This is a genomic window from Pseudomonas sp. RC10 (assembly GCF_038397775.1).
Lineage (GTDB): Bacteria > Pseudomonadota > Gammaproteobacteria > Pseudomonadales > Pseudomonadaceae > Aquipseudomonas > Aquipseudomonas bambusae.
Window position 1 is genome coordinate 6,449,894 of record NZ_CP151650.1, and the last position, 21,330, is coordinate 6,471,223.

The 21,330-nt window shown below is 60.3% G+C and carries 18 protein-coding genes; 7 read left to right on the top strand and 11 right to left on the bottom strand.

What is annotated here, in order from left to right; translation table 11 throughout:
* The first annotated feature begins 13 nt into the window (after positions 1 to 13).
* From hutH to hutG, 4 genes are all read left to right on the top strand, one after another.
* On the top strand, positions 14 to 1,537 hold the full coding sequence (gene hutH, locus AAEO81_RS28900) for a histidine ammonia-lyase (RefSeq protein WP_341964647.1): 1,524 nt from the start codon (positions 14 to 16) through the stop codon (positions 1,535 to 1,537).
* Positions 1,538 to 1,750: 213 nt separating this feature from the next.
* Entirely contained in the window at positions 1,751 to 3,145 is a 1,395-nt protein-coding gene (locus AAEO81_RS28905) for an amino acid permease (RefSeq protein WP_341960541.1), read from the top strand.
* Positions 3,146 to 3,276: 131 nt separating this feature from the next.
* A complete protein-coding gene (gene hutI, locus AAEO81_RS28910; RefSeq protein ID WP_341960542.1) occupies positions 3,277 to 4,482 on the top strand; it encodes an imidazolonepropionase in 1,206 nt (401 codons plus the stop codon).
* Between the two features lie 24 nt (positions 4,483 to 4,506).
* Complete coding sequence (gene hutG, locus AAEO81_RS28915) at positions 4,507 to 5,310, top strand: N-formylglutamate deformylase (RefSeq protein WP_341960543.1); 804 nt, start codon at positions 4,507 to 4,509, stop codon at positions 5,308 to 5,310.
* A gap of 162 nt (positions 5,311 to 5,472) precedes the next feature.
* Here hutG and AAEO81_RS28920 read toward each other — a convergent pair whose 3' ends face one another.
* A complete protein-coding gene (locus AAEO81_RS28920) occupies positions 5,473 to 7,764 on the bottom strand; it encodes a heavy metal translocating P-type ATPase (protein ID WP_341960544.1) in 2,292 nt (763 codons plus the stop codon).
* Positions 7,765 to 7,847: 83 nt separating this feature from the next.
* Here AAEO81_RS28920 and cadR point away from each other — a divergent pair, with 83 nt between their 5' ends.
* A complete protein-coding gene (gene cadR / locus AAEO81_RS28925; RefSeq protein WP_341960545.1) occupies positions 7,848 to 8,306 on the top strand; it encodes a Cd(II)/Pb(II)-responsive transcriptional regulator in 459 nt (152 codons plus the stop codon).
* A 206-nt stretch (positions 8,307 to 8,512) separates the two neighbouring features.
* On the opposite strand, the gene AAEO81_RS28930 is transcribed toward cadR, so the two are convergent.
* From AAEO81_RS28930 to AAEO81_RS28950, 5 genes are all read right to left on the bottom strand, one after another.
* Positions 8,513 to 9,961, bottom strand: a complete 1,449-nt coding sequence (locus AAEO81_RS28930; RefSeq protein WP_341960547.1) for a catalase — start codon at positions 9,959 to 9,961, stop codon at positions 8,513 to 8,515.
* Between the two features lie 288 nt (positions 9,962 to 10,249).
* Complete coding sequence (cfa, locus tag AAEO81_RS28935) at positions 10,250 to 11,407, bottom strand: cyclopropane fatty acyl phospholipid synthase (RefSeq protein WP_341960549.1); 1,158 nt, start codon at positions 11,405 to 11,407, stop codon at positions 10,250 to 10,252.
* A gap of 346 nt (positions 11,408 to 11,753) precedes the next feature.
* A complete protein-coding gene (locus AAEO81_RS28940) occupies positions 11,754 to 12,587 on the bottom strand; it encodes a thymidylate synthase (protein WP_341960551.1) in 834 nt (277 codons plus the stop codon).
* Positions 12,588 to 12,645: 58 nt separating this feature from the next.
* On the bottom strand, positions 12,646 to 13,458 hold the full coding sequence (lgt, locus tag AAEO81_RS28945) for a prolipoprotein diacylglyceryl transferase (RefSeq protein WP_341960552.1): 813 nt from the start codon (positions 13,456 to 13,458) through the stop codon (positions 12,646 to 12,648).
* Positions 13,459 to 13,494: 36 nt separating this feature from the next.
* Entirely contained in the window at positions 13,495 to 14,277 is a 783-nt protein-coding gene (locus AAEO81_RS28950; protein ID WP_341960553.1) for a sulfite exporter TauE/SafE family protein, read from the bottom strand.
* A 115-nt stretch (positions 14,278 to 14,392) separates the two neighbouring features.
* On the opposite strand from AAEO81_RS28950, the gene AAEO81_RS28955 reads away from it, so the two are divergent.
* Positions 14,393 to 15,139 (top strand): NRDE family protein, encoded by a 747-nt coding sequence (locus AAEO81_RS28955; RefSeq protein WP_341960554.1) that lies wholly within the window; start codon positions 14,393 to 14,395, stop codon positions 15,137 to 15,139.
* Positions 15,140 to 15,277: 138 nt separating this feature from the next.
* Here AAEO81_RS28955 and ptsP read toward each other — a convergent pair whose 3' ends face one another.
* Positions 15,278 to 17,557 carry a phosphoenolpyruvate--protein phosphotransferase gene (gene ptsP / locus AAEO81_RS28960; protein WP_166598738.1) on the bottom strand — a complete coding sequence of 760 codons (2,280 nt, stop codon included), beginning with the start codon at positions 17,555 to 17,557 and terminating at the stop codon, positions 15,278 to 15,280.
* Positions 17,558 to 17,578: 21 nt separating this feature from the next.
* On the bottom strand, positions 17,579 to 18,058 hold the full coding sequence (locus tag AAEO81_RS28965) for an RNA pyrophosphohydrolase (protein WP_074751434.1): 480 nt from the start codon (positions 18,056 to 18,058) through the stop codon (positions 17,579 to 17,581).
* Positions 18,059 to 18,223: 165 nt separating this feature from the next.
* Between AAEO81_RS28965 and AAEO81_RS28970 the strand changes: the two genes are divergently transcribed.
* Positions 18,224 to 18,880: an HAD family hydrolase gene (locus tag AAEO81_RS28970; protein WP_341960558.1), complete on the top strand. Its 657-nt coding sequence runs from the start codon at positions 18,224 to 18,226 to the stop codon at positions 18,878 to 18,880.
* A 149-nt stretch (positions 18,881 to 19,029) separates the two neighbouring features.
* On the opposite strand, the gene AAEO81_RS28975 is transcribed toward AAEO81_RS28970, so the two are convergent.
* From AAEO81_RS28975 to AAEO81_RS28985, 3 genes are read right to left on the bottom strand one after another with little or no spacing between them, the layout of a single operon-like run.
* Positions 19,030 to 19,497: a DUF2269 domain-containing protein gene (locus AAEO81_RS28975; protein ID WP_341960560.1), complete on the bottom strand. Its 468-nt coding sequence runs from the start codon at positions 19,495 to 19,497 to the stop codon at positions 19,030 to 19,032.
* Complete coding sequence (locus AAEO81_RS28980) at positions 19,494 to 20,750, bottom strand: SDR family oxidoreductase (RefSeq protein ID WP_341960562.1); 1,257 nt, start codon at positions 20,748 to 20,750, stop codon at positions 19,494 to 19,496. Before AAEO81_RS28980 ends, AAEO81_RS28975 begins: the two co-directional genes overlap by 4 nt.
* A 33-nt stretch (positions 20,751 to 20,783) precedes the next feature.
* Positions 20,784 to 21,212, bottom strand: a complete 429-nt coding sequence (locus AAEO81_RS28985) for a DUF2269 family protein (RefSeq protein ID WP_341960564.1) — start codon at positions 21,210 to 21,212, stop codon at positions 20,784 to 20,786.
* Positions 21,213 to 21,330: the final 118 nt, after the last annotated feature.

Genomic DNA, 21,330 nt, shown 5'->3' on the forward strand with positions numbered 1-21,330 from the left:
AAAGGCGACCCCGCTGAACCTGATCCCCGGCCAGTTGACCCTGGCGCAACTGCGCGCGATCTATCAGCAACCCGTGACCCTCACGCTGGACGCCAGCGCCGACCAACAGATCGAAGACAGCGTGGCCTGCGTCGAGCGCATCCTTGCTGAAGACCGCACGGCCTACGGCATCAACACCGGTTTCGGCCTGCTGGCTTCGACCCGCATCGCCAGCGCCGATCTGGAAAACCTGCAACGCTCGCTGGTGTTGTCTCACGCCGCAGGCGTAGGTCAGCCGATCAGCGACGAGCTGGTGCGCCTGATCATGGTGCTCAAGGTCAACAGCCTGAGCCGTGGTTTCTCGGGCATTCGTCGTCAGGTGATCGATGCGCTGATCGCGCTGATCAACGCCGAGGTCTATCCGCACATTCCGCTGAAAGGTTCGGTCGGTGCGTCCGGCGACCTCGCGCCACTGGCGCACATGTCGCTGGTGCTGCTGGGCGAAGGCAAGGCGCGTTACAAGGGCCAGTGGCTGAACGCCGTTGAAGCCTTGGCAGTCGCTGGCTTGAAGCCGCTGACCCTCGCCGCAAAAGAAGGCCTGGCATTACTGAACGGCACACAGGTGTCGACCGCGTACGCCCTGCGTGGCCTGTTCGAAGGCGAAGATCTGTTTGCCGGCGCCTTGAGCTGTGGCGCGCTGACCGTTGAAGCGGTGCTCGGCTCACGTTCGCCGTTCGATGCGCGGATTCACGCCGCCCGTGGTCAACGTGGCCAGATCGATTCCGCCGCGGCCTATCGCGACTTGCTGGGCGACAGCAGCCAGGTCTCTGATTCCCACCGCGACTGCGACAAGGTTCAAGACCCGTATTCGCTGCGCTGCCAGCCACAGGTCATGGGCGCGTGCCTGACCCAGTTGCGTCAGGCCGCTGAGGTGCTGGCCGTCGAATCCAACGCCGTGTCCGACAACCCGCTGGTGTTCGCCGCCGAAGACGACATTATCTCGGGCGGCAACTTCCACGCCGAGCCGGTGGCCATGGCCGCCGACAACATCGCGCTGGCCATCGCTGAAATCGGCTCGCTGAGTGAACGCCGCATCTCGCTGATGATGGACAAGCACATGTCGCAACTGCCGCCGTTTCTGGTGGCCAATGGCGGCGTGAACTCCGGCTTCATGATCGCCCAGGTGACCGCAGCGGCATTGGCCAGCGAGAACAAGGCGCTGTCCCACCCGCACAGCGTCGACAGCCTGCCGACCTCGGCCAACCAGGAAGACCACGTGTCGATGGCACCTGCCGCTGGCAAGCGTCTGTGGGAAATGGCGGAAAACACCCGGGGCGTGCTGGCTGTAGAATGGCTGGCTGCGTGTCAGGGTCTGGACCTGCGCAATGGTCTGAAGACCTCGGAAAAACTGGAAATCGCCCGCACCACCCTGCGCGGCAAAGTCCCGTTCTACGAAAAAGACCGCTTCTTCGCCCCTGACATCGAGGCCGCCACCGCGCTGCTGGCATCCAATTGCCTGAGCGAACTGGTTTCCGCTGACCTGCTGCCGAGCTTCTGATCGGGACAGGCCAGGGACGGCCTGTCATTGAAATGAAGGTGGGAGCGCTTTTGGCGTTTCGCCACCGCCCTGTAGGAGCGAGCTTGCTCGCGATGACGGTTCATCAGGCGCTAATTGCGTGTCCGACAAACCGCTATCGCGAGCAAGCTCACTCCTACAGGATTGGGTGCCCATCCTCATTTCAGCAAAAGGAAAGACTAGGAAAAGCGTGAGATGAAACCGCAAAACGCAACAGATCTGAAACGCGGGCTCAGCGCCCGTCACATTCGCTTCATGGCGCTGGGTTCTGCCATCGGCACCGGGCTGTTCTATGGCTCGGCGTCGGCGATCAAACTGGCCGGGCCTGCTGTACTGCTGGTCTACCTCATCGCGGGTGCCGCGGTGTACATGGTCATGCGCGCACTCGGCGAGATGGCCGTGCGCAACCCGGTGTCCGGCTCGTTCAGCGAGTACGCCACGCAATACCTGGGTCCGCTGGCAGGCTTCGTCCTGGGCTGGACCTACGCATTCGAGATGATCATCGTCTGCCTGGCCGACGTTACGGCATTCGGGATCTACATGGGTTTCTGGTTCCCCGACGTGCCCCGCTGGACCTGGGTGCTCGGCATCGTTTTCGTGATTGGCGCGCTCAACCTGTGCAGCGTCAAAGTGTTTGGTGAAACCGAGTTCTGGCTGTCGCTGCTCAAGGTCGGCGCGATCATCGGGATGATCCTCGCGGGCTTCGGCATTTTGCTGTTCGGCATCGGGTCGTCTGCGGGCGACAGCGTCAGCCACGTGAGCAATCTGTGGACCCAGGGCGGCTTCATGCCCAATGGCGTCGGCGGCATGGTCGCAGCGCTGGCGGTGGTGATGTTCGCGTTCGGCGGCATTGAAATCATTGGCGTGGCAGCCGGCGAGGCGCGTGATCCTGAGCGGGTTATTCCCCGCGCGATCAACGCAGTGCCGCTGCGGATTTTGCTGTTTTACGTGCTGACGCTGTTCGTGCTGATGTCGTTGTACCCGTGGCAGGACATCGGCAGCCAAGGCAGCCCGTTCGTCCAGATTTTCGACAAGCTCGGGATTTCCTCGGCGGCGATCATCCTCAACATCGTGGTGATCTCAGCGGCGATTTCGGCGATCAACAGCGACATTTTTGGCGCCGGTCGCATGATGTACGGCTTGGCAATTCAGGGTCAGGCGCCCAAAGGGTTCGCGCAGCTGTCGGCCAACGGCGTGCCGTGGATGACCGTGCTGGTGATGGGCGCCGCATTGCTCTGCGGCGTGGTGCTGAATTATCTGATTCCGGAGAACGTGTTCCTGCTGATCGCATCCATCGCGACCTTCGCCACGGTCTGGGTGTGGCTGATGATCCTCGTCACACAGATTGCGATGCGCCGCTCGATGAGTCCGGAAGACGTCGCGCAATTGAAATTTCCGGTGCCGTTGTGGCCGGTCGCACCGATTGCCGCCACTGCGTTCATGGTGTTCGTGTTTGTGGTGCTGGGGTATTTCCCCGATACGCAGGCAGCGCTTCTGGTGGGCGCGGTGTGGATTGTGATGTTGGTGATTGTGTATCGGGTTTGGGTGAAGCCAACCCACAAACTGATCAAAAACCGACCTGTCGGATGACACAAATCCTGTAGGAGTGAGCTTGCTCGCGATTGCGGTGGGTCAGAAACATCTATGCCGTCTGACACACCGTCATCGCGAGCAAGCTCACTCCCACAGGTTCTTTATCGTTTCGCACTCTGGAGGTATCGATGAAAACGCTCTGGCATAACTGTCACGCAGCAACCATGGCAAACGGCACGTACTCGATCATCGAGAACGCGGCCATCGTGACCGACGGAGCGCACATTGCCTGGGTCGGTCCTCTGAGCGATGCCCCTGATCTGGCCGACGCTCAAAAGGTTGACCTCGACGGCGCGTGGGTCACACCTGGCCTGATCGACTGCCACACCCACACCGTGTTCGGCGGCAATCGCAGCGGCGAATTCGAGCAGCGTCTGCAAGGTGTCAGTTACGCCGAAATCGCGGCGGCCGGAGGCGGTATCGCCAGCACCGTGCGCGCGACCCGGGCGGCCAGCGAAGAGCAGCTCTACGCCAGCGCTGAGCGCCGTGTGCAGCATTTGCTCAAGGACGGTGTGACCACGCTGGAGATCAAATCCGGCTACGGCCTGGACCTGGCCAGCGAAGGCAAAATGCTGCGTGTCGCTCGCCGACTAGGGGAAAAACTCCCCGTCACCGTGCGCACCACCTGTCTCGCCGCCCACGCCCTGCCCCCGGAATACAAGGATCGCGCCGACGATTACATCGCCCACATTTGCTCGGAAATGCTGCCCGCACTGGCGGCTGAAAATCTGGTGGATGCAGTGGATGCGTTCTGCGAATACCTGGCTTTTTCGCCTGCGCAGGTCGAGCAGGTGTTCATCACCGCCGGCCAATTGGGCTTGCCGGTGAAGCTGCACGCCGAGCAGTTGTCGTCGCTTCATGGTTCGAGTCTGGCAGCCCGTTATCAGGCGCTGTCGGCTGACCATCTGGAATTCATGACCGAGGAAGACGCCATCGCCATGGCCGCTTCCGGCACCGTCGCGGTGCTGCTGCCGGGCGCGTTCTACTTCCTTCGTGAGACTCAGTTGCCACCGATGGACGCCCTGCGCAAACACGGCGTGAAGATCGCCATCGCCACCGACCTCAACCCAGGCACCTCGCCGGGCCTGTCGCTGCGACTGATGCTGAACATGGCCTGCACCCTGTTCCGCATGACCCCGGAAGAAGCCCTGGCGGGCGCAACGATTCATGCCGCGCAAGCCTTGGGCCTGGCTGAAACGCACGGCTCGCTGGAAGTCGGCAAGGTGGCGGATTTCGTCGCGTGGAACATCGAACGGCCTGCGGACCTGGCTTATTGGCTGGGCGGGGATCTGGATAAACGCGTCGTGCGTCACGGCGTGGAAAGTCGTTTCTAAGCCGTTTCCAATCAGGAGAATACTGTGGACAAGGTATTTAGTTTCACTCGCGGTCGCGTGCCGCTGCTGATCAGCATGCCGCACCCAGGTTTGCATCTGACGCCGGTGGTGCGCGAGGGGCTGGTGGACGAGGCCGTGAGCCTGCCGGACACGGACTGGCACATCCCGCGCCTCTACGATTTCGCCCACGATCTGGGCGCCAGCGTGCTGGCCGCCGAGTATTCGCGCTTCGTCATCGACCTCAACCGCCCCTCCGACGACAAGCCGCTGTACGCTGGTGCGACCACCGGACTGTACCCATCGACGTTGTTCGAAGGCGATCCGCTGTTCAAGGAAGGCCAGGTGCCGACCCAGGAAGAGCGCGCGACGTATCTGGAGAAAATCTGGACGCCGTACCACGACACCCTGCGCAATGAGCTGGAGCGTCTGCGCGACGAATTCGGCTATGCGCTGCTGTTCGACGCCCACTCGATTCGCGGCCACATCCCGCACTTGTTCGACGGTCGCCTGCCGGACTTCAACCTCGGCACCTTCAACGGCGCGAGCTGCGATCCCGAGCTGGAAAAACGCGTTGAAGCGGTGTGCGCAGGCGCGAAGAACTACAGCCATGTGCTCAACGGACGCTTCAAGGGCGGCCACATCACACGCCACTACGGCAACCCGGCCGAGAACATCCACGCGGTGCAACTGGAACTGGCGCAGAGCACGTACATGGAAGAGTTCGTGCCGTTCCACTACCGCGCGGACCTGGCTGACCCGACGCGGGTGGTGTTGAAATCACTGCTGGAAAGCATGATCGCCTGGGGGCGGAAGAAGTACGGGAAGTAATCGCTCCACTTCATACACTTCCTGATGTGAAATGCTGACCTCACTGTGGGAGCGAATTCATTCGCGAGACATGGGTACATCCGACGCAGATCCATCGTCAGACAGACCATCGCGAATGAATTCGCTCCCACAGGGGATAGCGCAGCGTCATCAAAACTTGCGTTACTTCCTCAACAACCGCAACCCGTTGAACACCACCAGCAAGCTCACCCCCATATCCGCAAATACGGCCATCCACATGGTAGCGACGCCCGCGAACGTCACGACGAGGAAGATCGCCTTGATCACCAGCGCCAGCGCGATGTTTTGCTTGAGCACTGCCGCGGTGTCCCGGGACAGACGGATGAACGCCGGAATCTTGCGCAAATCGTCGTCCATCAACGCCACGTCAGCCGTTTCAATGGCGGTGTCAGTCCCAGCAGCTGCCATCGCGAAGCCGATCTCCGCCCGCGCCAATGCAGGCGCGTCGTTGATGCCATCACCCACCATCCCGACGCGATGGTTCTGCGCGTACAGGCCTTCAATCGCCTGCAACTTGTCGGTCGGCAGCAGGTTGCCCTGGGCCTGATCGATCCCCACCTGTGCGGCAATCGCCTTGGCCGTGTGTGGGTTATCACCGGTGAGCATCACGGTCTTCACGCCCAGTGCATGCAATTGCGCAATGGCTTCACGGCTGCTGTCCTTGACCGTGTCGGCCACGGCGAACAACGCCAACGGTCCGGTCTCGTCGAACAACAGCACCACGGTTTTGCCTTGGGTTTCCAGCACCTCAAGACGCGCCTCAAGTTCGGGCGAGCAGAGCCCCGACTCATGCACCAACCGGTGGTTGCCCAAGTGATACAGACGACCATCGACCTCACCCTTCACACCTCGCCCGCCCAGCGCTTCGAACGCCTCGACCGGCAGATGCCCGTCCTTGCCGAAATCGGTCGCAATGGCCTGAGAAACCGGGTGATCGGAGCGCCCTGCGAGGCTTGCTGATATCGCCAGCGCGCGATCACCGAACGCCTCGTCGAGCAACACGTAATCGGTCTGCACCGGTTTGCCGTGGGTGATGGTCCCGGTTTTGTCCAACGCCAGGTAATCGAGCTTGTGCCCCATTTCCAGATAGACGCCGCCCTTGACCAAAATCCCCTTGCGCGCCGCCGCAGCGAGACCGCTGACGATGCTCACCGGCGTTGAAATCACCAATGCACAGGGGCACGCCACCACCAGCAACACCAGCGCACGGTAGATCCAGTCGAACCACGTCGCGCCCATGAACAACGGCGGGATGATCGCCACGGCCAGCGCCAGCGCGAACACGGCGGGCGTGTAGATTTTCGAGAAGCTGTCGACGAAGCGCTGAGTCGGCGCACGCGCGCCTTGAGCCGCTTCGACCGCGTGAATGATCCGCGCCAGCGACGAATTGTTCGCCGCCGCCGTGACCTTGTACTCCAGCGAACCGGCCTGGTTGATGGTCCCGGCAAACACCTTGTCGCCCACGGTCTTCTCGATCGGCAGGCTTTCACCCGTGATCGGCGCCTGGTCGATGCTCGAATGCCCCGCCACCACCTCACCGTCCAAGCCAATGCGCTCGCCCGGTTTGACCCGGACCACGCTGCCCAATGCGATGTGCTTGACCTCGACCTCCACCCACTGGCCGTCTTGCTGAACCGTCGCCATCTCGGGCGTCAGCTGCATCAGGCCGCCGATGGCGTTGCGCGCGCGGTCCAGGGATTTGGCTTCGATCAGCTCGGCCACAGTGAACAGGAACATCACCATCGCCGCTTCCGGCCACTGCCCGATCAGCACGGCACCGGTCACGGCGATGCTCATCAGGGCGTTGATGTTCAGATTGAAGTTTTTGAGCGCGATCCAACCTTTTTTGTAGGTGGTCAGGCCGCCGCTGAAGATTGCGACGAGGGCAATCAGCGCCACCACCCAGGTCGGCGCGGCATCCGTGAAGTGAATGATTTCCGCCGACACAGCAGCCACGCCGGACAGCGCCAGCGGCCACCACGGCTTTTTCGGCGACGGCAGCGATTCGGTCTCTTGGGCTGCGCCCTCTTCCATCACGTCAGCCTGCATGCCGAGCGAGCCGATGGCCTCACGAATCGGGTCGGTCGACGGCAGCTCATGCCAGACGTCCAGCACACGATTGATCAGGTTGAATTCGAGCTTTTGAATGCCCGACATCATGCCCAGCTTGTTCTGGATCAGTGTCTGTTCGGTCGGGCAGTCCATCGCCTCGATGCGGAAGCGGCTGAGACGCGCGTTGTCTGTCGAACCGTTGCCAACGCTGACCACCGCCGGAGCGCTCTCATGGGAGCAGCATGAATGGGCTTTGTGCTCGTGCTTGCCGACCGGCGTGAATGTCACGGGCGCCGAGTGATCATTCCCTGCGTGGTCATGGCCGCTATGGTCATGGCCAGCGTGATCGTGGGGCGAATGTTTGTGTACAGAGTCACTCATCGATTGAGTCTCTTGGTGTGCGTGTTGCCAAGTGAACACCCTGTAGCCACTATAGGGTCAAGCCTCAAAACGGGATCGATGACATGAACGCCTCTTTCAAGATCGGCGAGCTGGCCAAACTGACCGACTGCCCCGTGGAAACCATTCGTTATTACGAGCGCGAAAAGCTGCTGTCCGAGCCTGCGCGAAGTGAAGGCAATTACCGGCTGTACACTCAGGAACACGTCGAGCGCCTGACCTTCATCCGCAACTGCCGCAGCCTGGACATGACGCTGGATGAAATCCGCAGTCTGCTGGCCCTGCGCGACAGCCCGCAAGATCAGTGTGAAAGCGTGAATGCGCTGATCGACGAGCACATTCAGCACGTCAGCGCCCGCATCGCTAGCCTTCAGGCGCTACAAGCGCAGTTGGTGGATTTGCGACAGCGCTGCAGCGAAGGCGCGCCGGATCATTGCGGGATTCTGGATCGGCTGGAAGTGAGCGGCAGCGTGGTCGCCGCCGAAGTGGAGCATTCCCATGTGGGGCGCAGTCATGGGCATTAAAGCTATCTGCCCCTGAAACTGATTTCGAATTCGACTCGGACTTGTAGGAGCTTCTGGAGGTTACGACAGTGGCGAAAGCGGTGTGTCAGACGAACCCACAGGATTTGCAGCATTGGGGATCCGTTGCGCAAAGTCAGTAAACATCGGCCAATGAAAAAAGCCCCCAACCTGTCACTCAGGTTGGGGGCTTTGTGTTTCAGCTGCCGTTACGCGTGGTGAATACGCTCCACCGCCTCGGTCACACCGGCGCCGTACGCCGGGTCAGCCTGGGTGCAGTGCTTGATGTGCAGCGCGATGATCGGCGCCGACACGCCGCGCAGGGCACGTGCGGTGTTATCGAACAGCGACTGTTGCTCTTTCGGGCTCATGTTGCGAAACAGGTTGCCCGGCTGCGAGAAGTAGTCGTCGTCCACACGGTGGTTCCAGTGGCCCGCAGCGCCTTCGATGGACAGCGGCGGCTCGCGGAAATCAGGCTGCTCCTGGAACGCGCCCTTGGTGTTCGGCTCGTACGAGGTCATGCCGCCACGGTTGCCGTCGATGCGCATCAGGCCATCGCGGTGATAGCTGTTCACGTGCAGCGCTGCTTTTGGCGAGTTCACCGGAATCTGGTGGTGGTTGACGCTCAAACGGTAGCGCTGGGCATCGCCGTAGGAGAACAGACGGCCTTGCAGCATTTTGTCCGGCGAGAAACTGATACCCGGCACCACGTTGGAAGGCGCGAACGCGGCTTGCTCGACGTCGGCGAAGTTGTTTTCCGGGTTGCGGTTCAGCTCGAACACGCCCACTTCGATCAACGGGTAGTCGCCTTTCGGCCAGACCTTGGTCAGGTCGAACGGGTTGATGTGGTAACTGCCCGCTTCCTTCTCCGGCATGATCTGCACGAACAGTTTCCAGCGAGGGAAATTGCCGCTCTCGATGCTTTCGTACAGATCGCGGTGATGGGACTCACGATCGCGACCCACCAAATCCTGCGCTTCGGCATCGGTCAGGTTGGCAATGCCTTGCTGGGACACGAAGTGGAATTTGACCCAGAAACGTTCGTGCTGCGCGTTGAGGAAGCTGTAGGTGTGGCTGCCAAAACCGTGCATCTCGCGGTAGCTGCGGGGAATGCCGCGCTCGCTCATGACCACGGTGACCTGGTGAAACGCTTCGGGCAGTTGGGTCCAGAAGTCCCAATTGTTTTCAGCGCTGCGCATGCCGGTGCGTGGGTCGCGTTTCACAGCGTGGTTCAGGTCAGGAAATTTCAGCGGATCGCGCAGGAAGAACACCGGGGTGTTGTTGCCGACGAGGTCCCAGTTGCCTTCTTCGGTGTAGAACTTCAGGGCGAAGCCGCGAATGTCGCGTTCCGCGTCCGCAGCGCCTCGCTCACCGGCGACGGTCGAGAAGCGGGCGAACATTTCAGTCTGCTTGCCGACCTGAGAGAAGAGTTTGGCGCGGGTGAACTGGGTGATGTCGTGAGTGACGGTGAACGTGCCGAACGCGCCCGAGCCTTTGGCGTGCATGCGGCGCTCCGGGATGACTTCGCGGTCGAAGTGAGCAAGTTTTTCCAGGAACCAGACGTCCTGCAACAGCGCCGGGCCATGAGGGCCTGCGGTCTGGATGTTCTGGTTATCGACAACAGGGGCGCCGAATGCGGTCGTCAGTTTGTTGCTCATGCGCTTCTCTCCTCGGGGATCACGTTCCCGGCGACCTCATGTGAAGCCAGCCGTGTGCTTGTTCAATGGAGAGACGATAAGGAAAACCCGACGCCGAAGCTCATTGTGATGCCGCACTGGGTGGATAGAGGAAGTTAATTAGCGGAAGGCGTGATGATAGTCGTAGATGATCGAGCAGATGTAGGAGTGCGCTTGCCCGCGATCACGGTGCGTCGATGGCATCCAAGCCATCTGACACACCGCCTTTGCGGGCAAGCGCGCTCCTACAGAGGTGTTTAAAGTAAGTGCTCAAATCTGGCTGCGGTGGTACCCATGCGGCACGCCACCTTTGGACAATACCCACTGCCACAATTGAATGTCCCGCGCGCGGAACGCCCCGGCACAGGACAACAGGTAATAACGCCACATGCGATAGAAGCGTTCGCCCAATTGCGATTCAAACTCAGGCCAGGCTTTCATGAAGTTCTCGTGCCACGCCATGAGTGTCTTGTCGTAGTCCGCGCCAAAGTTGTGCAAGTCTTCGACCACGAATAGCCCATCCATGGCATCGCCCATTTGACCAATTGAAGGCAGGTCACCATTGGGGAATATATATTTGTCGATCCATGGATCAGGGTAAGAGTTGCGCTGGTTCTTGCCGATGGTATGCAACAGGAACAACCCACCGGGTTTCAAACAGCGATTGGCCAGTTCCATGTATTCTCGATGGTTCTTGCGACCCACGTGTTCGAACATGCCCACGCTGGCAATCGCATCGAACTGCTCGTCCAGTTCACGGTAATCCTGGAAGCGAAATTCAAGTGGCAGGTGCTTGTAGCGCTCTTTGGCCCAGGCAATCTGTTCTTTGGAAATGCTCACACCCACGGCTTCGACGCCGTAGTGTTCAGCGGCATAGCTCATGAAGCTGCCCCAGCCGCAGCCAATGTCGAGCACGCGCATGCCGGGCTTGAGTTGCAACTTGCGGCAGATCAGGTCGAGCTTGGCGGCTTGCGCTTCTTCGAGGGTTGCGGCGTTTTCCCAGTACCCGCAGGTGTAGGTCATGCGCGAGTCGAGCATTTTCGAATAGAAATCGTTGCCCAGGTCGTAATGCACTTCACCGACCGTTTTCGAACGTTTGACGTTTTGCCGGTTCATGAACTTGGCCATGAGCGCGTAGAACAGCAAGCGAATCGGTTTGACGTCTTCCGTCATCCGCGTCTTGAGGAGCCGATGGAAAAACTCGTCTAGATGCTCGCTGTCCCATTGCCCGTCCATGTAGGCCTCGCCCAACCCCAGGTTGCCCTGGGCGAAAGCGCGTTCGAGAACGCCGGGACCATTGAAGCGAATATCCGAGGGTGCCGATCCGTTGATCTGGATTCCGGCTTCGTTGAGGATGCGAGCGGCGGCGCGATAAAGACCGGAGGTGGTGCTGGAGTAAGTGTCAGTGCTGAAGTTCGTCGTGGTCATGGAGGGTGATTCCAAACGCGTGTCAGGCTAAAGACTTATCGGTAGACCCCGACTATAGAACAAACAATCCCCAGAGTTAAACTCAATACACGCAATCGACAGATTGAAAATATCTATCAAATCAATTTTGTTTACTGCCTTGCAAAACAGTTATTACGCAACTGCAACAATCCGAACTTTTATTAAATTTTAATTGACCGGGAACTTTGGGGTTAACCGGTTAGAACATAGAACCCGCGTGCGAATTTAATTAAATCGCTCTGGATCAGTACGGCTTGCTGGCGGCGTGAGCAGAATCGCTACCGCCGCCGAGCCGGACTGCTACAGAGTCTTCAGCGCTGGAGGCTCAAACCGCCACAGGCGCTTTGATGTTGGGATCGGCGTCGTAGCCCACGATCTCGAAGTCTTCGAAACGGTAGTCGTAGATGCTGTCCGGGCGGCGGTTGATCTTCAACTGGGGCAGCGCTTTGGGCGTGCGGGTCAGTTGCGTGGCGATCTGCTCTTCGTGGTTCGAATAGGCGTGGGTGTCGCCCAGGCTGACGATGATCTCGTGCGGGATCAGGTCGCACTGCTGCGCCAGCATATGGGTCAGCAGGGCCAGCGCGGCGATGTTGTACGGCAGGCCGAGGAAGACATCGGAGCTGCGAATGTACAGCTGCATCGACAGCTTGCCGTCCGCCACGAACGCTTGATACAGCAAATGGCAGACCGCGAGCGCTTGACGTCCGACCTTCACGTTTTCCTGAGGCGAAAGCTTTTCGTCCGGCAGGTATTCGGTGTTCCAGCCGTGGAACAGGATGCGGCGACTGTTGGGGTTGTGCTTGAGGCAATCGACCATGTAATCGATCTGGTTGATCTTGCCGCCGTCCTTGGTCGGCCAGCCGGTCCACTGTGCGCCGTAAACCGGGCCCAGGTCGCCGTCTTCAGTCGCCCACTCGTCCCAGATGGTCACGCCGTTTTCGTTGAGCCATTGGGTGTTGGTGTTGCCGCTGAGCATCCAGATCAGCTCATTGGCGATGCTCTTGAAGTGCAGCTTTTTGGTGGTCAGCAGCGGGAAGCCATCGGCAAGGTTGTGGCGAATCTGACGACCGAACACCGCCGTCGTGCCGGTGCCGGTGCGGTCGCCCTTGCGCGTTCCGTTGGCGATGACGTCCTGTAACAGCTCAAGGTATTGCTTCATGCCCAAAGGCCCTCTGTATCGATGAATCGCCCGGCCTCATGAGCCGGGCGATCCAGAGTCAAACCGCTGCCTTGTTGGCAGCCGGTGCGCGGTGATAGGCCAGCCAGATCAACACCAGGCCACCGATGATCATCGGCAGGCTGAGGATCTGACCCATGGTGACCCAGCCCCAGGCCAGATAACCCAGTTGGGCATCGGGCACTCGGACGAACTCCACGACAAAGCGGAAAATCCCGTAAAACAGCGCGAACATGCCGGAAACCGCCATGGTCGGACGCGGTTTGCGCGAGAAGAAATAGAGAATGACGAACAGTGCCACACCTTCCAGCGCGAATTGATACAGCTGCGACGGGTGGCGCGGCAGTTGAGCAGGGTCGCTGAACGGCGGGAAGACCATGGCCCACGGCAGGTCGGTCGGTTTGCCCCACAACTCGCCGTTGATGAAGTTGCCGATGCGCCCGGCACCCAGGCCAATCGGCACCATTGGCGCGATGAAGTCCATCAGTTGGAAGAACGACTTGCCGTTGCGTTTGCCGAACCAGTAGGTCGCGATCATCACGCCGATGAAACCGCCGTGGAATGCCATGCCGCCTTTCCACACTTCAAAGATCAGCAGCGGGTTGGCGATGTAGTTCGGCAGGTCGTAGAACAGCACGTAACCGAGCCGTCCACCGACGATCACGCCCATCGCGACCCAGAAGATCATGTCCGAGAGTTTTTCCTTGGTCCATGTCGGGTCGAACGTGTTCAAACGACGCGAAGCCAGGAACCAGGCACTGCCGATGCCGACCAGGTACATCAGGCCGTACCAGTGAATTTGCAGCGGACCGATGGCCACGGCTACCGGGTCAATCTGCGGGTAAGGCAGCATTGCGACTCCTTAAATGGACGCTCATAGAGCAACGAATCAAATCAGAAAACTGGTACCCACGACCACCAGCAGGAGTGCGAACAGTCGTTTCAGCACCCTCGGTGACAGTTTGTGCGCCAGCTTCGCACCAAAACGGGCGAAAAACATGCTGGTGACGGCGATGCCGATCAGCGCAGGCAAGTACACGAAACCGAGACTATGCGGGGGCAGCAGCGGGTCATGCCACCCCAGAATCATGAAACTTATGGCGCTCGCCACCGCGATGGGAAAGCCGCAGGCGGAGGACGTGGCGACCGCTTGCTGCATCGTCAGACTGCGCCAGGTGAGGAATGGCACGGTCAATGATCCACCGCCGATGCCGAAAATCGCCGACGCCCAGCCGATCACCACACCTGCCGCCGTCAGCCCCGTCTTGCCCGGCACGCTGCCGCTGGCCTTGGGCCTGAGGTCGAGGGCCATCTGAAGGGCGACCAGGATCGCGAAGACCCCAATGATTTTCTGCAAATGCGGCCCGGCGATGTAGCTGGCCGTCAGTGAGCCAAACCCCGCGCCGATCAGAATTCCCACCGTCATCCACGCAAACACCGCCCAACGCACGGCCCCCATTTTGTGGTGGGCGCGAACCGACTGGATCGAGGTGAACACGATGGTCGCCAGCGATGTGCCGACGGCCAGATGGGTCAGGACCGAACTGTCGAAACCTTGCAGCGTGAAGCTGAACACCAGCACCGGAACGATGATGATGCCGCCGCCCACACCGAACAGCCCGGCCAGCACGCCGGCGCAGGCGCCCAGGGCCAGATAGAGCAGAAATTCCATGGGGGTCTCCGAAAATCAGTGCGGCATGTTACCGGAGCAAGCGCTTGCCCTCCACCTGTGGTCGATGGATGTCCTGTGTATCTGTGCGTACAGTGTCGAGAAAAAGGAGGCCCGCATGTGCCTGATCGTCTTCGCCTGGCGCCCTGCCCACCCGCAGCCGCTGATTCTGGCGGCCAATCGTGATGAATTCTACGCACGTCCCACCCTGCCTCTCGCACAATGGGAAGACGCTTCCCACGTCTACGCTGGACGTGATCTGGAAGCGGGCGGCACGTGGCTGGGCGTCACGGCCGAGGGGCGCTTTGCCGCGTTGACCAACATCCGCGATCCCGGCCAGCCGTTGGGGCGTCGCTCAAGGGGTGAGCTGGTTGCTCATTTTTTGACCGGTTCGCTGTCGATAGATGAGTACTTGCGGGAAGTCGCGGGTCGCTCGACGGAATACGGCGGCTTCAATCTGTTGGTGGGCAATCGCGAAGAGCTGCACTTTCTCAACGCGGCGAATCCCCTTCCTCACCGCTTGGAACCGGGGATTTATGGCGTGTCCAACGCAGGGCTTGATACGCCGTGGCCGAAGCTGCTGAAGGCGAAGGCAGCGCTTTCGGATCAGCTGAATCAGCCGGAGCCGGAGGCGCTGTTTGGTTTTCTTGCGGATGCCGAGGCTGCGCCAGACGCCGACCTGCCCAGTACTGGCGTGGGTTTGGCGACCGAGAAGCTGCTGTCCAGCGTGTTCATCGCCAGCCCGAATTACGGGACGCGGGCGAGTACGGTGCTGATTGCCAGTGCAGATGGCAGCCGGAGACTGATCGAACGCAGCTTCGGGCCATATGGCGGGAGATTGGGTGAGGTTGAGCTAACAGTGTGAAATGCAAACCACCTGTGGGAGCGAATTTATTCGCGATGCGGTAGTACATCTGACAGAGGTGTGTCGGATGTACAGACCCCTCGCGAATAAATTCGCTCCCACAGAGGGCAAGTGTGTGCAGTCGAGATTGATGACCGATCAATGCCCTTTGACGGACGTCGGGTTGATCATCCGCGACAACCCAAGATTCCTCAGCGCCAGCTGCAGCGAGCTGCTGATGACCTGCGGGTTGTCGTTCTTCATTAGCTGCGCCAGCAGTTCTTTCGCCTTGCTCAGGTTGATCTGGCGCAGCATCCACTTCACTTTCGGCAAGTTGGTGGCGTTCATCGACAGGCTGTCGAAGCCCATCGCCATCAACAGCACGGCAGCCGCTGGATCGCCTGCCATTTCACCGCAAATACTCACCGGCTTGCCTTCGGCATGAGCGTCACGCACGACATTCTGCAGGGCCTGTAAAACAGCCGGGTGCAGGTAATCGTAGAGATCAGCCACGCGTGGGTTGTTGCGGTCGACCGCCAGCAGGTACTGAGTCAAGTCGTTGGAGCCAACTGACAGGAAGTCCACCTGACGCGCCAGCTCGCGGGTCTGGTACACCGCCGCCGGCACTTCGATCATCACGCCCACCGGCGGCATCGGCACGTCGGTGCCTTCGTCGCGCACCTCGCCCCACGCCCGGTGGATCAGGTGCAGGGCCTCTTCGGTTTCATGGGTACCGGAGATCATCGGCAGCAAAATCCGCAGGTTGTTCAAGCCTTCGCTGGCCTTGAGCATGGCGCGGGTCTGCACCAGGAAGATTTCCGGGTGATCGAGGGTCACGCGAATGCCGCGCCAGCCCAGGAACGGGTTGTCTTCCTTGATCGGGAAATAGGACAGCGCCTTGTCACCGCCAATGTCCAGCGTGCGCATGGTCACGGGCAGAGGGTGGAACGCGGCCAGTTGCTCGCGGTAGATCGCCAGCTGTTCCTTTTCACTCGGGAAACGCTGCTGAATCATGAACGGCACTTCGGTGCGGTACAGGCCCACCCCTTCGGCGCCGCGCTGTTGAGCACGCGCCACGTCGGCCAGCAGACCCGTATTGACCCACAGCGGCATGCGGTGCCCGTCGAGCGTCACGCAGGGCAGCTCGCGCAAGGCGTCAAGGCCTTGAGACAGCTGACGCTCTTCCTCGACCACCACCGAATACTGCTTGCGCAGGGCTTCGCTGGGGTTGGTGAAGACTTCGCCGTGATAACCGTCGACGATCAGCTCGATGCCATCGACCTTGGAATACGGCAAATCCACCGCACCCATGACCGTTGGGATGCCCATCGCCCGGGCCAGGATCGCCACGTGGGAGTTGCCCGAACCCAAGACTGATACCAGACCGACGAGCTTGCCTTCCGGCACTTCTCCGAGCATGGCCGGGGTCAATTCCTCGCTGACCAGAATCGTCGCGTCGGGATAGACCAGCGCTTGCTGGCGCGCCTCCTGAAGATAAGCCAGCAGACGACGGCCCAGGTCCTTGACGTCCGATGCGCGCTCGCGCAGGTAGGCATCGTCCATCAGTTCAAAACGGTTGACGTGCTCATTGACCACCGAACGCAGTGCGCCCTGTGCCCATTGGCCGGTCTTGATGACGTTGGTGACTTCACTGCCCAGCGATGCATCATCGAGCATCATAAGGTAGACGTCGAACAGCGCACGCTCTTCAGGGCGCAATTGAGTGGCCAACTTCGCCGAAAGTGTGCGCATATCGCTGCGAACGCCCTCAAGGGCGTTCTGGAACAGTTTCAGCTCGGCATCGATGTCGGTGACGGTCTTGTCCGGCACCACTTCGAGATCGGCGGGCGGCAACATGACCAGTGCCGTACCGACCGCCGCACCTGGCGAGCCGGCTACGCCGACGAAGCGGGCTTCCTGAATCCCCTTGCCCTGACGCCCCAACCCGCGAATCGAGCCAGTGGCCTCGGCGTGGGCGATAACGCCAGCCAACTGGGCGCTCATGGTCACGAGGAAGGCTTCTTCCCCTTCGTCGAACTGACGGCGCTCCTTTTGCTGGATCACCAACACCCCGACGACACGCCGGTGGTGAATGATCGGCGCGCCAAGGAACGAAGCAAAACGCTCTTCGCCGGTCTCGGCAAAGTAGCGATAACGCGGGTGATCGGCGGCGTTTTCGAGATTCAGCGGCTCTTCGCGCGTGCCGACCAGACCGACCAGGCCCTCATTGGGCGCCATGCTGACTTTACCAATGGAGCGCTTGTTCAAGCCCTCAGTGGCCATCAGCACGAAACGGTTGCTTTCGGGGTCGAGCAAATAGACCGAGCAGACCTGGCTGCTCATGGCCTCTTTGACGCGTAACACAATAATCCCCAACGCCGCCTTGAGATCCTTGGCGGAGTTAACTTCCTGGACGATCTTGCGCAGCGTATTGAGCATGGCTCGGGGTCGAACTCCGTGTCAGTCGCGCGCCAACAGGCGCGGGGCAAGCTCTTTGAGTGCGCGGCGATACACTTCGCGCTTGAATGTCACCACCTGGCCCAACGGATACCAATAGCTGACCCATTTCCAGCCATCGAACTCCGGTTTACCGGTCAAATCCATCCGCACCCGCTGCTCGTTGGAGATCAGGCGCAGGAGAAACCATTTTTGCTTCTGGCCGATGCACAGCGGCTGGCTGTGGGTACGGACCAGACGCTGCGGCAGACGATAGCGCAACCAGCCACGGGTGCAGGCCAGAATTTCAACATCGTGCCGTTCCAGCCCGACTTCTTCATTCAATTCACGATAGAGCGCGTCTTCCGGCGTTTCTTGAGGGTTGATCCCTCCTTGCGGAAACTGCCAGGCATCTTGGTTGATACGGCGAGCCCATAAGACCTGGCCAGCATCATTTGTCAGAATTATCCCGACATTAGGGCGGAAACCATCGGGGTCGATCACGGCTACAACCTCGCAAACGCATGTCGCCGCATTGTTCCACAAAGATCGTGAAGGCAGCAACGAGGCGCAGGCAGCTTATCGCGACAACTGCATTAATAGATGCGATCTCTTGATGAAACCTCGTATTCTTGTGCTCTTTTTTCAGCCAATTCAGCGAGTAACCGCATGCGCCTGGCCTTATTCGACCTCGACAACACACTCCTGGGTGGCGACAGCGACCACGCCTGGGGGGATTACCTGTGCGAACGCGGCATCCTTGACGGTGCTGCTTACAAGGAGCGTAACGATGCCTTTTATCAGGACTATCTGGCAGGCACTCTGAACCTGACGGATTACCTGAATTTCAGCCTGGAAATCCTCGGCCGCACTGAAATGGCGCAACTCGACGAATGGCATGGCGAGTTCATGCGCGACTGCATCGAGCCGTTGATGCTGCCGAAGGCTCTCGCCCTGCTCGCCAAGCACCGCGATGCGGGTGACAAGCTGGTGGTCATCACAGCGACCAACCGCTTCGTGACCGCGCCCATTGTGGCCCGTTTGGGCATCGACACGCTGCTGGCGACCGAGTGCGAGATCGTCGAAGGCCGCTACACCGGCCGCACCACCGACGTTCCGTGCTTCCGCGAAGGCAAGGTGACGCGCCTGAACCGCTGGATCGAAGAAAACGGCTTTGATCTGGAAGACAGCTATTTCTACAGCGACTCGATGAACGACCTGCCGCTGCTGGAGCAAGTCGCCAACCCGGTGGCCGTCGACCCCGATGAAAAACTGCGCGCCGAAGCGACCCGTCGTGGCTGGCCGGTGATTTCGTTGCGCGGTTGAGATATCAGAACTGCCTCAATCGCCTGTAGGAGCGAATTCATTCGCGAGAGGCCAGCTCAGCCGATACAACTCTATCGCCTGAGCTATTTTCGCGAATAAATTCGCTCCTACAGAGGTTTCAGCGGTGAGGGTTAGAGTAGTGACCCTTTTCAAGTTGGCTTGGCCACCATCAGGTAAAAAATCGCGATAAACGAAAAGAACGCGGGCCACGCCATGCCAAACCACCATCGCATATAAACAGTCGCCTTCATCGGCATCGCAGAACCGTCCAGCAACGCCTGATTCGCCATCTTGTGCACCCGGATCTGCAGCCACACCACCGGCAGCCAGCAAATGCCCGCCAGCACGTACAACCCGAAACTCCACATCAGCCAGCTCTGATGGGGCGGCCAACCCGCCAGCAATACCAGGCCTAACCCGCTCAGGGGCTGAAAGATCGCGGTCGTCGTGGTGAACGCCCAGTCGGCGAACACCAAGTGCTTGAACGTCACGGCGATGACCTCGACCTTGCCGGTCCGCCAGGCCCTCAGCGCGTAATAGGCCGAGCCCGCGCCGAGGCCGAACAGGATCGTGGACGACAGAATGTGCAGGGTTTTGAGCAGTAAATAGGCGTTCATCGACGCGGTTCGGTCCGTAAAAGCCAAAGGGTGGCCACCATCAGCACCAGATTTTTGGCGACAGCGGCGTAAGGGTCAAACCAGTAATGGGGAAGGATGAAGGTGATGATGACGGTGTAAACCGCCATCAGGCACAGCTGCGCCTGAAACACACGGCGGCGCCAGCGCGGGATGAGCAGGCCAACCCCCAACACGCCGTCGCACAGCGCACCACTCACCGCCGCGATTTGCGCGAAGGGCCCTGTCAGTCCGGCCTCGGCAAGAATTCGCAACCCCCAATCAAAGCCGGGCCCGAGGCTGACGAACGCCGTGCCCAGCCAGATCAGCGCCAGCACCGCCAGCATCATCGGACGCAGGGCGAGCTGTGCGCTCTGGGCCGGATCGGGCCACTCCTGCAAACGATCACGCAAACTGGCGCAGCGATAACCACAGACCGACTCCAGCACTTCGGGATCGGCGATGTTGTCGCGACGGGCCATGAGCAGACTTTGATAATTCAGAGCTCTCCAGCCGAAGCGATCGCCCATCGAGGCCCCCAGCTCGGTCACAGCGTCAGGGATTTTGAGAAACCAGGCGGTCGGCCATCCTTGGGACATGCGCATCTGGTCGATCAACTGCCCCAGCGTCATGACCTCAGGCCCCACCACGGGCAAGATAACGGCGGCGTCCGGCCAGCGGCGCATCAAGGCCAGTACGGCACCGACCAGATCATCGATGTGCAAAGGCTGCAATCGGGCTTTGCGGTCCAGCAACGGGATCACCGGCAATGCGGAAAGACGAGCGAGCCAGTCACTGCTGGCACCGCCCTGCCCTACGATCAACGAAGGGCGCAGCACCACGGCGGGTAGGCCGAGCGCCATCAGATAGTCATCCGCCGCAGCTTTACTGGCCAGAAACGGCACGTCCGGCTGTCCGCCCGAGCCGAGGGCCGAGATGTGCAGGACCCGGACACCGGCCTGTTTCGCCAGATCGAAAAGCGCACGAGTCCCGAGGTCCTGGGTCAGGCTCAGCTGTTGCTCGTCCACACTCAACAAACCGGCGGCGTTGATCAGCAGATCGATGGCTTCGGGGAATTCGAAGTGGTCAGGCACTGAAGCCAAGGTGTCGAGGTCGAGCTGACGCCATTCGACGCCCGGCAACCGCAACGATTGCCGGGTGCGACTGGTCGCGATGATCTGATGACCGGCGCTGCTCAGCGCCTTGAGCAAGTGACGCCCGACGAATCCCGTCGCACCTGCCAGAAGTACCCTCATTACCGTCCTTGTAGTGATTGTGATGCAGCGGAATTAAACCGGCTTGGCACCCATCAATCCGACGATGGCGACGAAACAGACCGCGCTGAAGACCGCCAACGCCAGGGTAAATTTAGGGTTGCCGACGATCACTGGCCTGCGCAGCCGATTGACCCGCACCGCCAGCCAGGCCCAGCTCAACGCGCCCAAGGTATAAAGAATGCTGGCGAACAACAACCAGCTCTGCCCCAGCGACCAGCCCGCATAGTGCACCAGCCACCAGCCGCTGATCGGCAGCGTCAGCAGGCACAACCCCATCAGCAACCAGACAAACACCCAAGGCTTCTGCATGGCGCGATTCTGCACCGTCAGATCCCCGGCCCGCCGTCCGCGCACGATCCAGAACGTCAGCGCCAGCCCACAGGCGAACAGCAGCACAGTCGTGACCACGTGCAGGATTTTCAGGGCGGCGAAGTGTTCCATGGTGGCGCTTTCCTTTATAGAGGCCGTGCTTTGAGCGTAGTCGCGGGCAGGAAGTTGCGTTGGGCTACATTGCACCCGATCCGCTTCTGCCGAAGGCGTAGGAGCAAGCTTGCTCGCG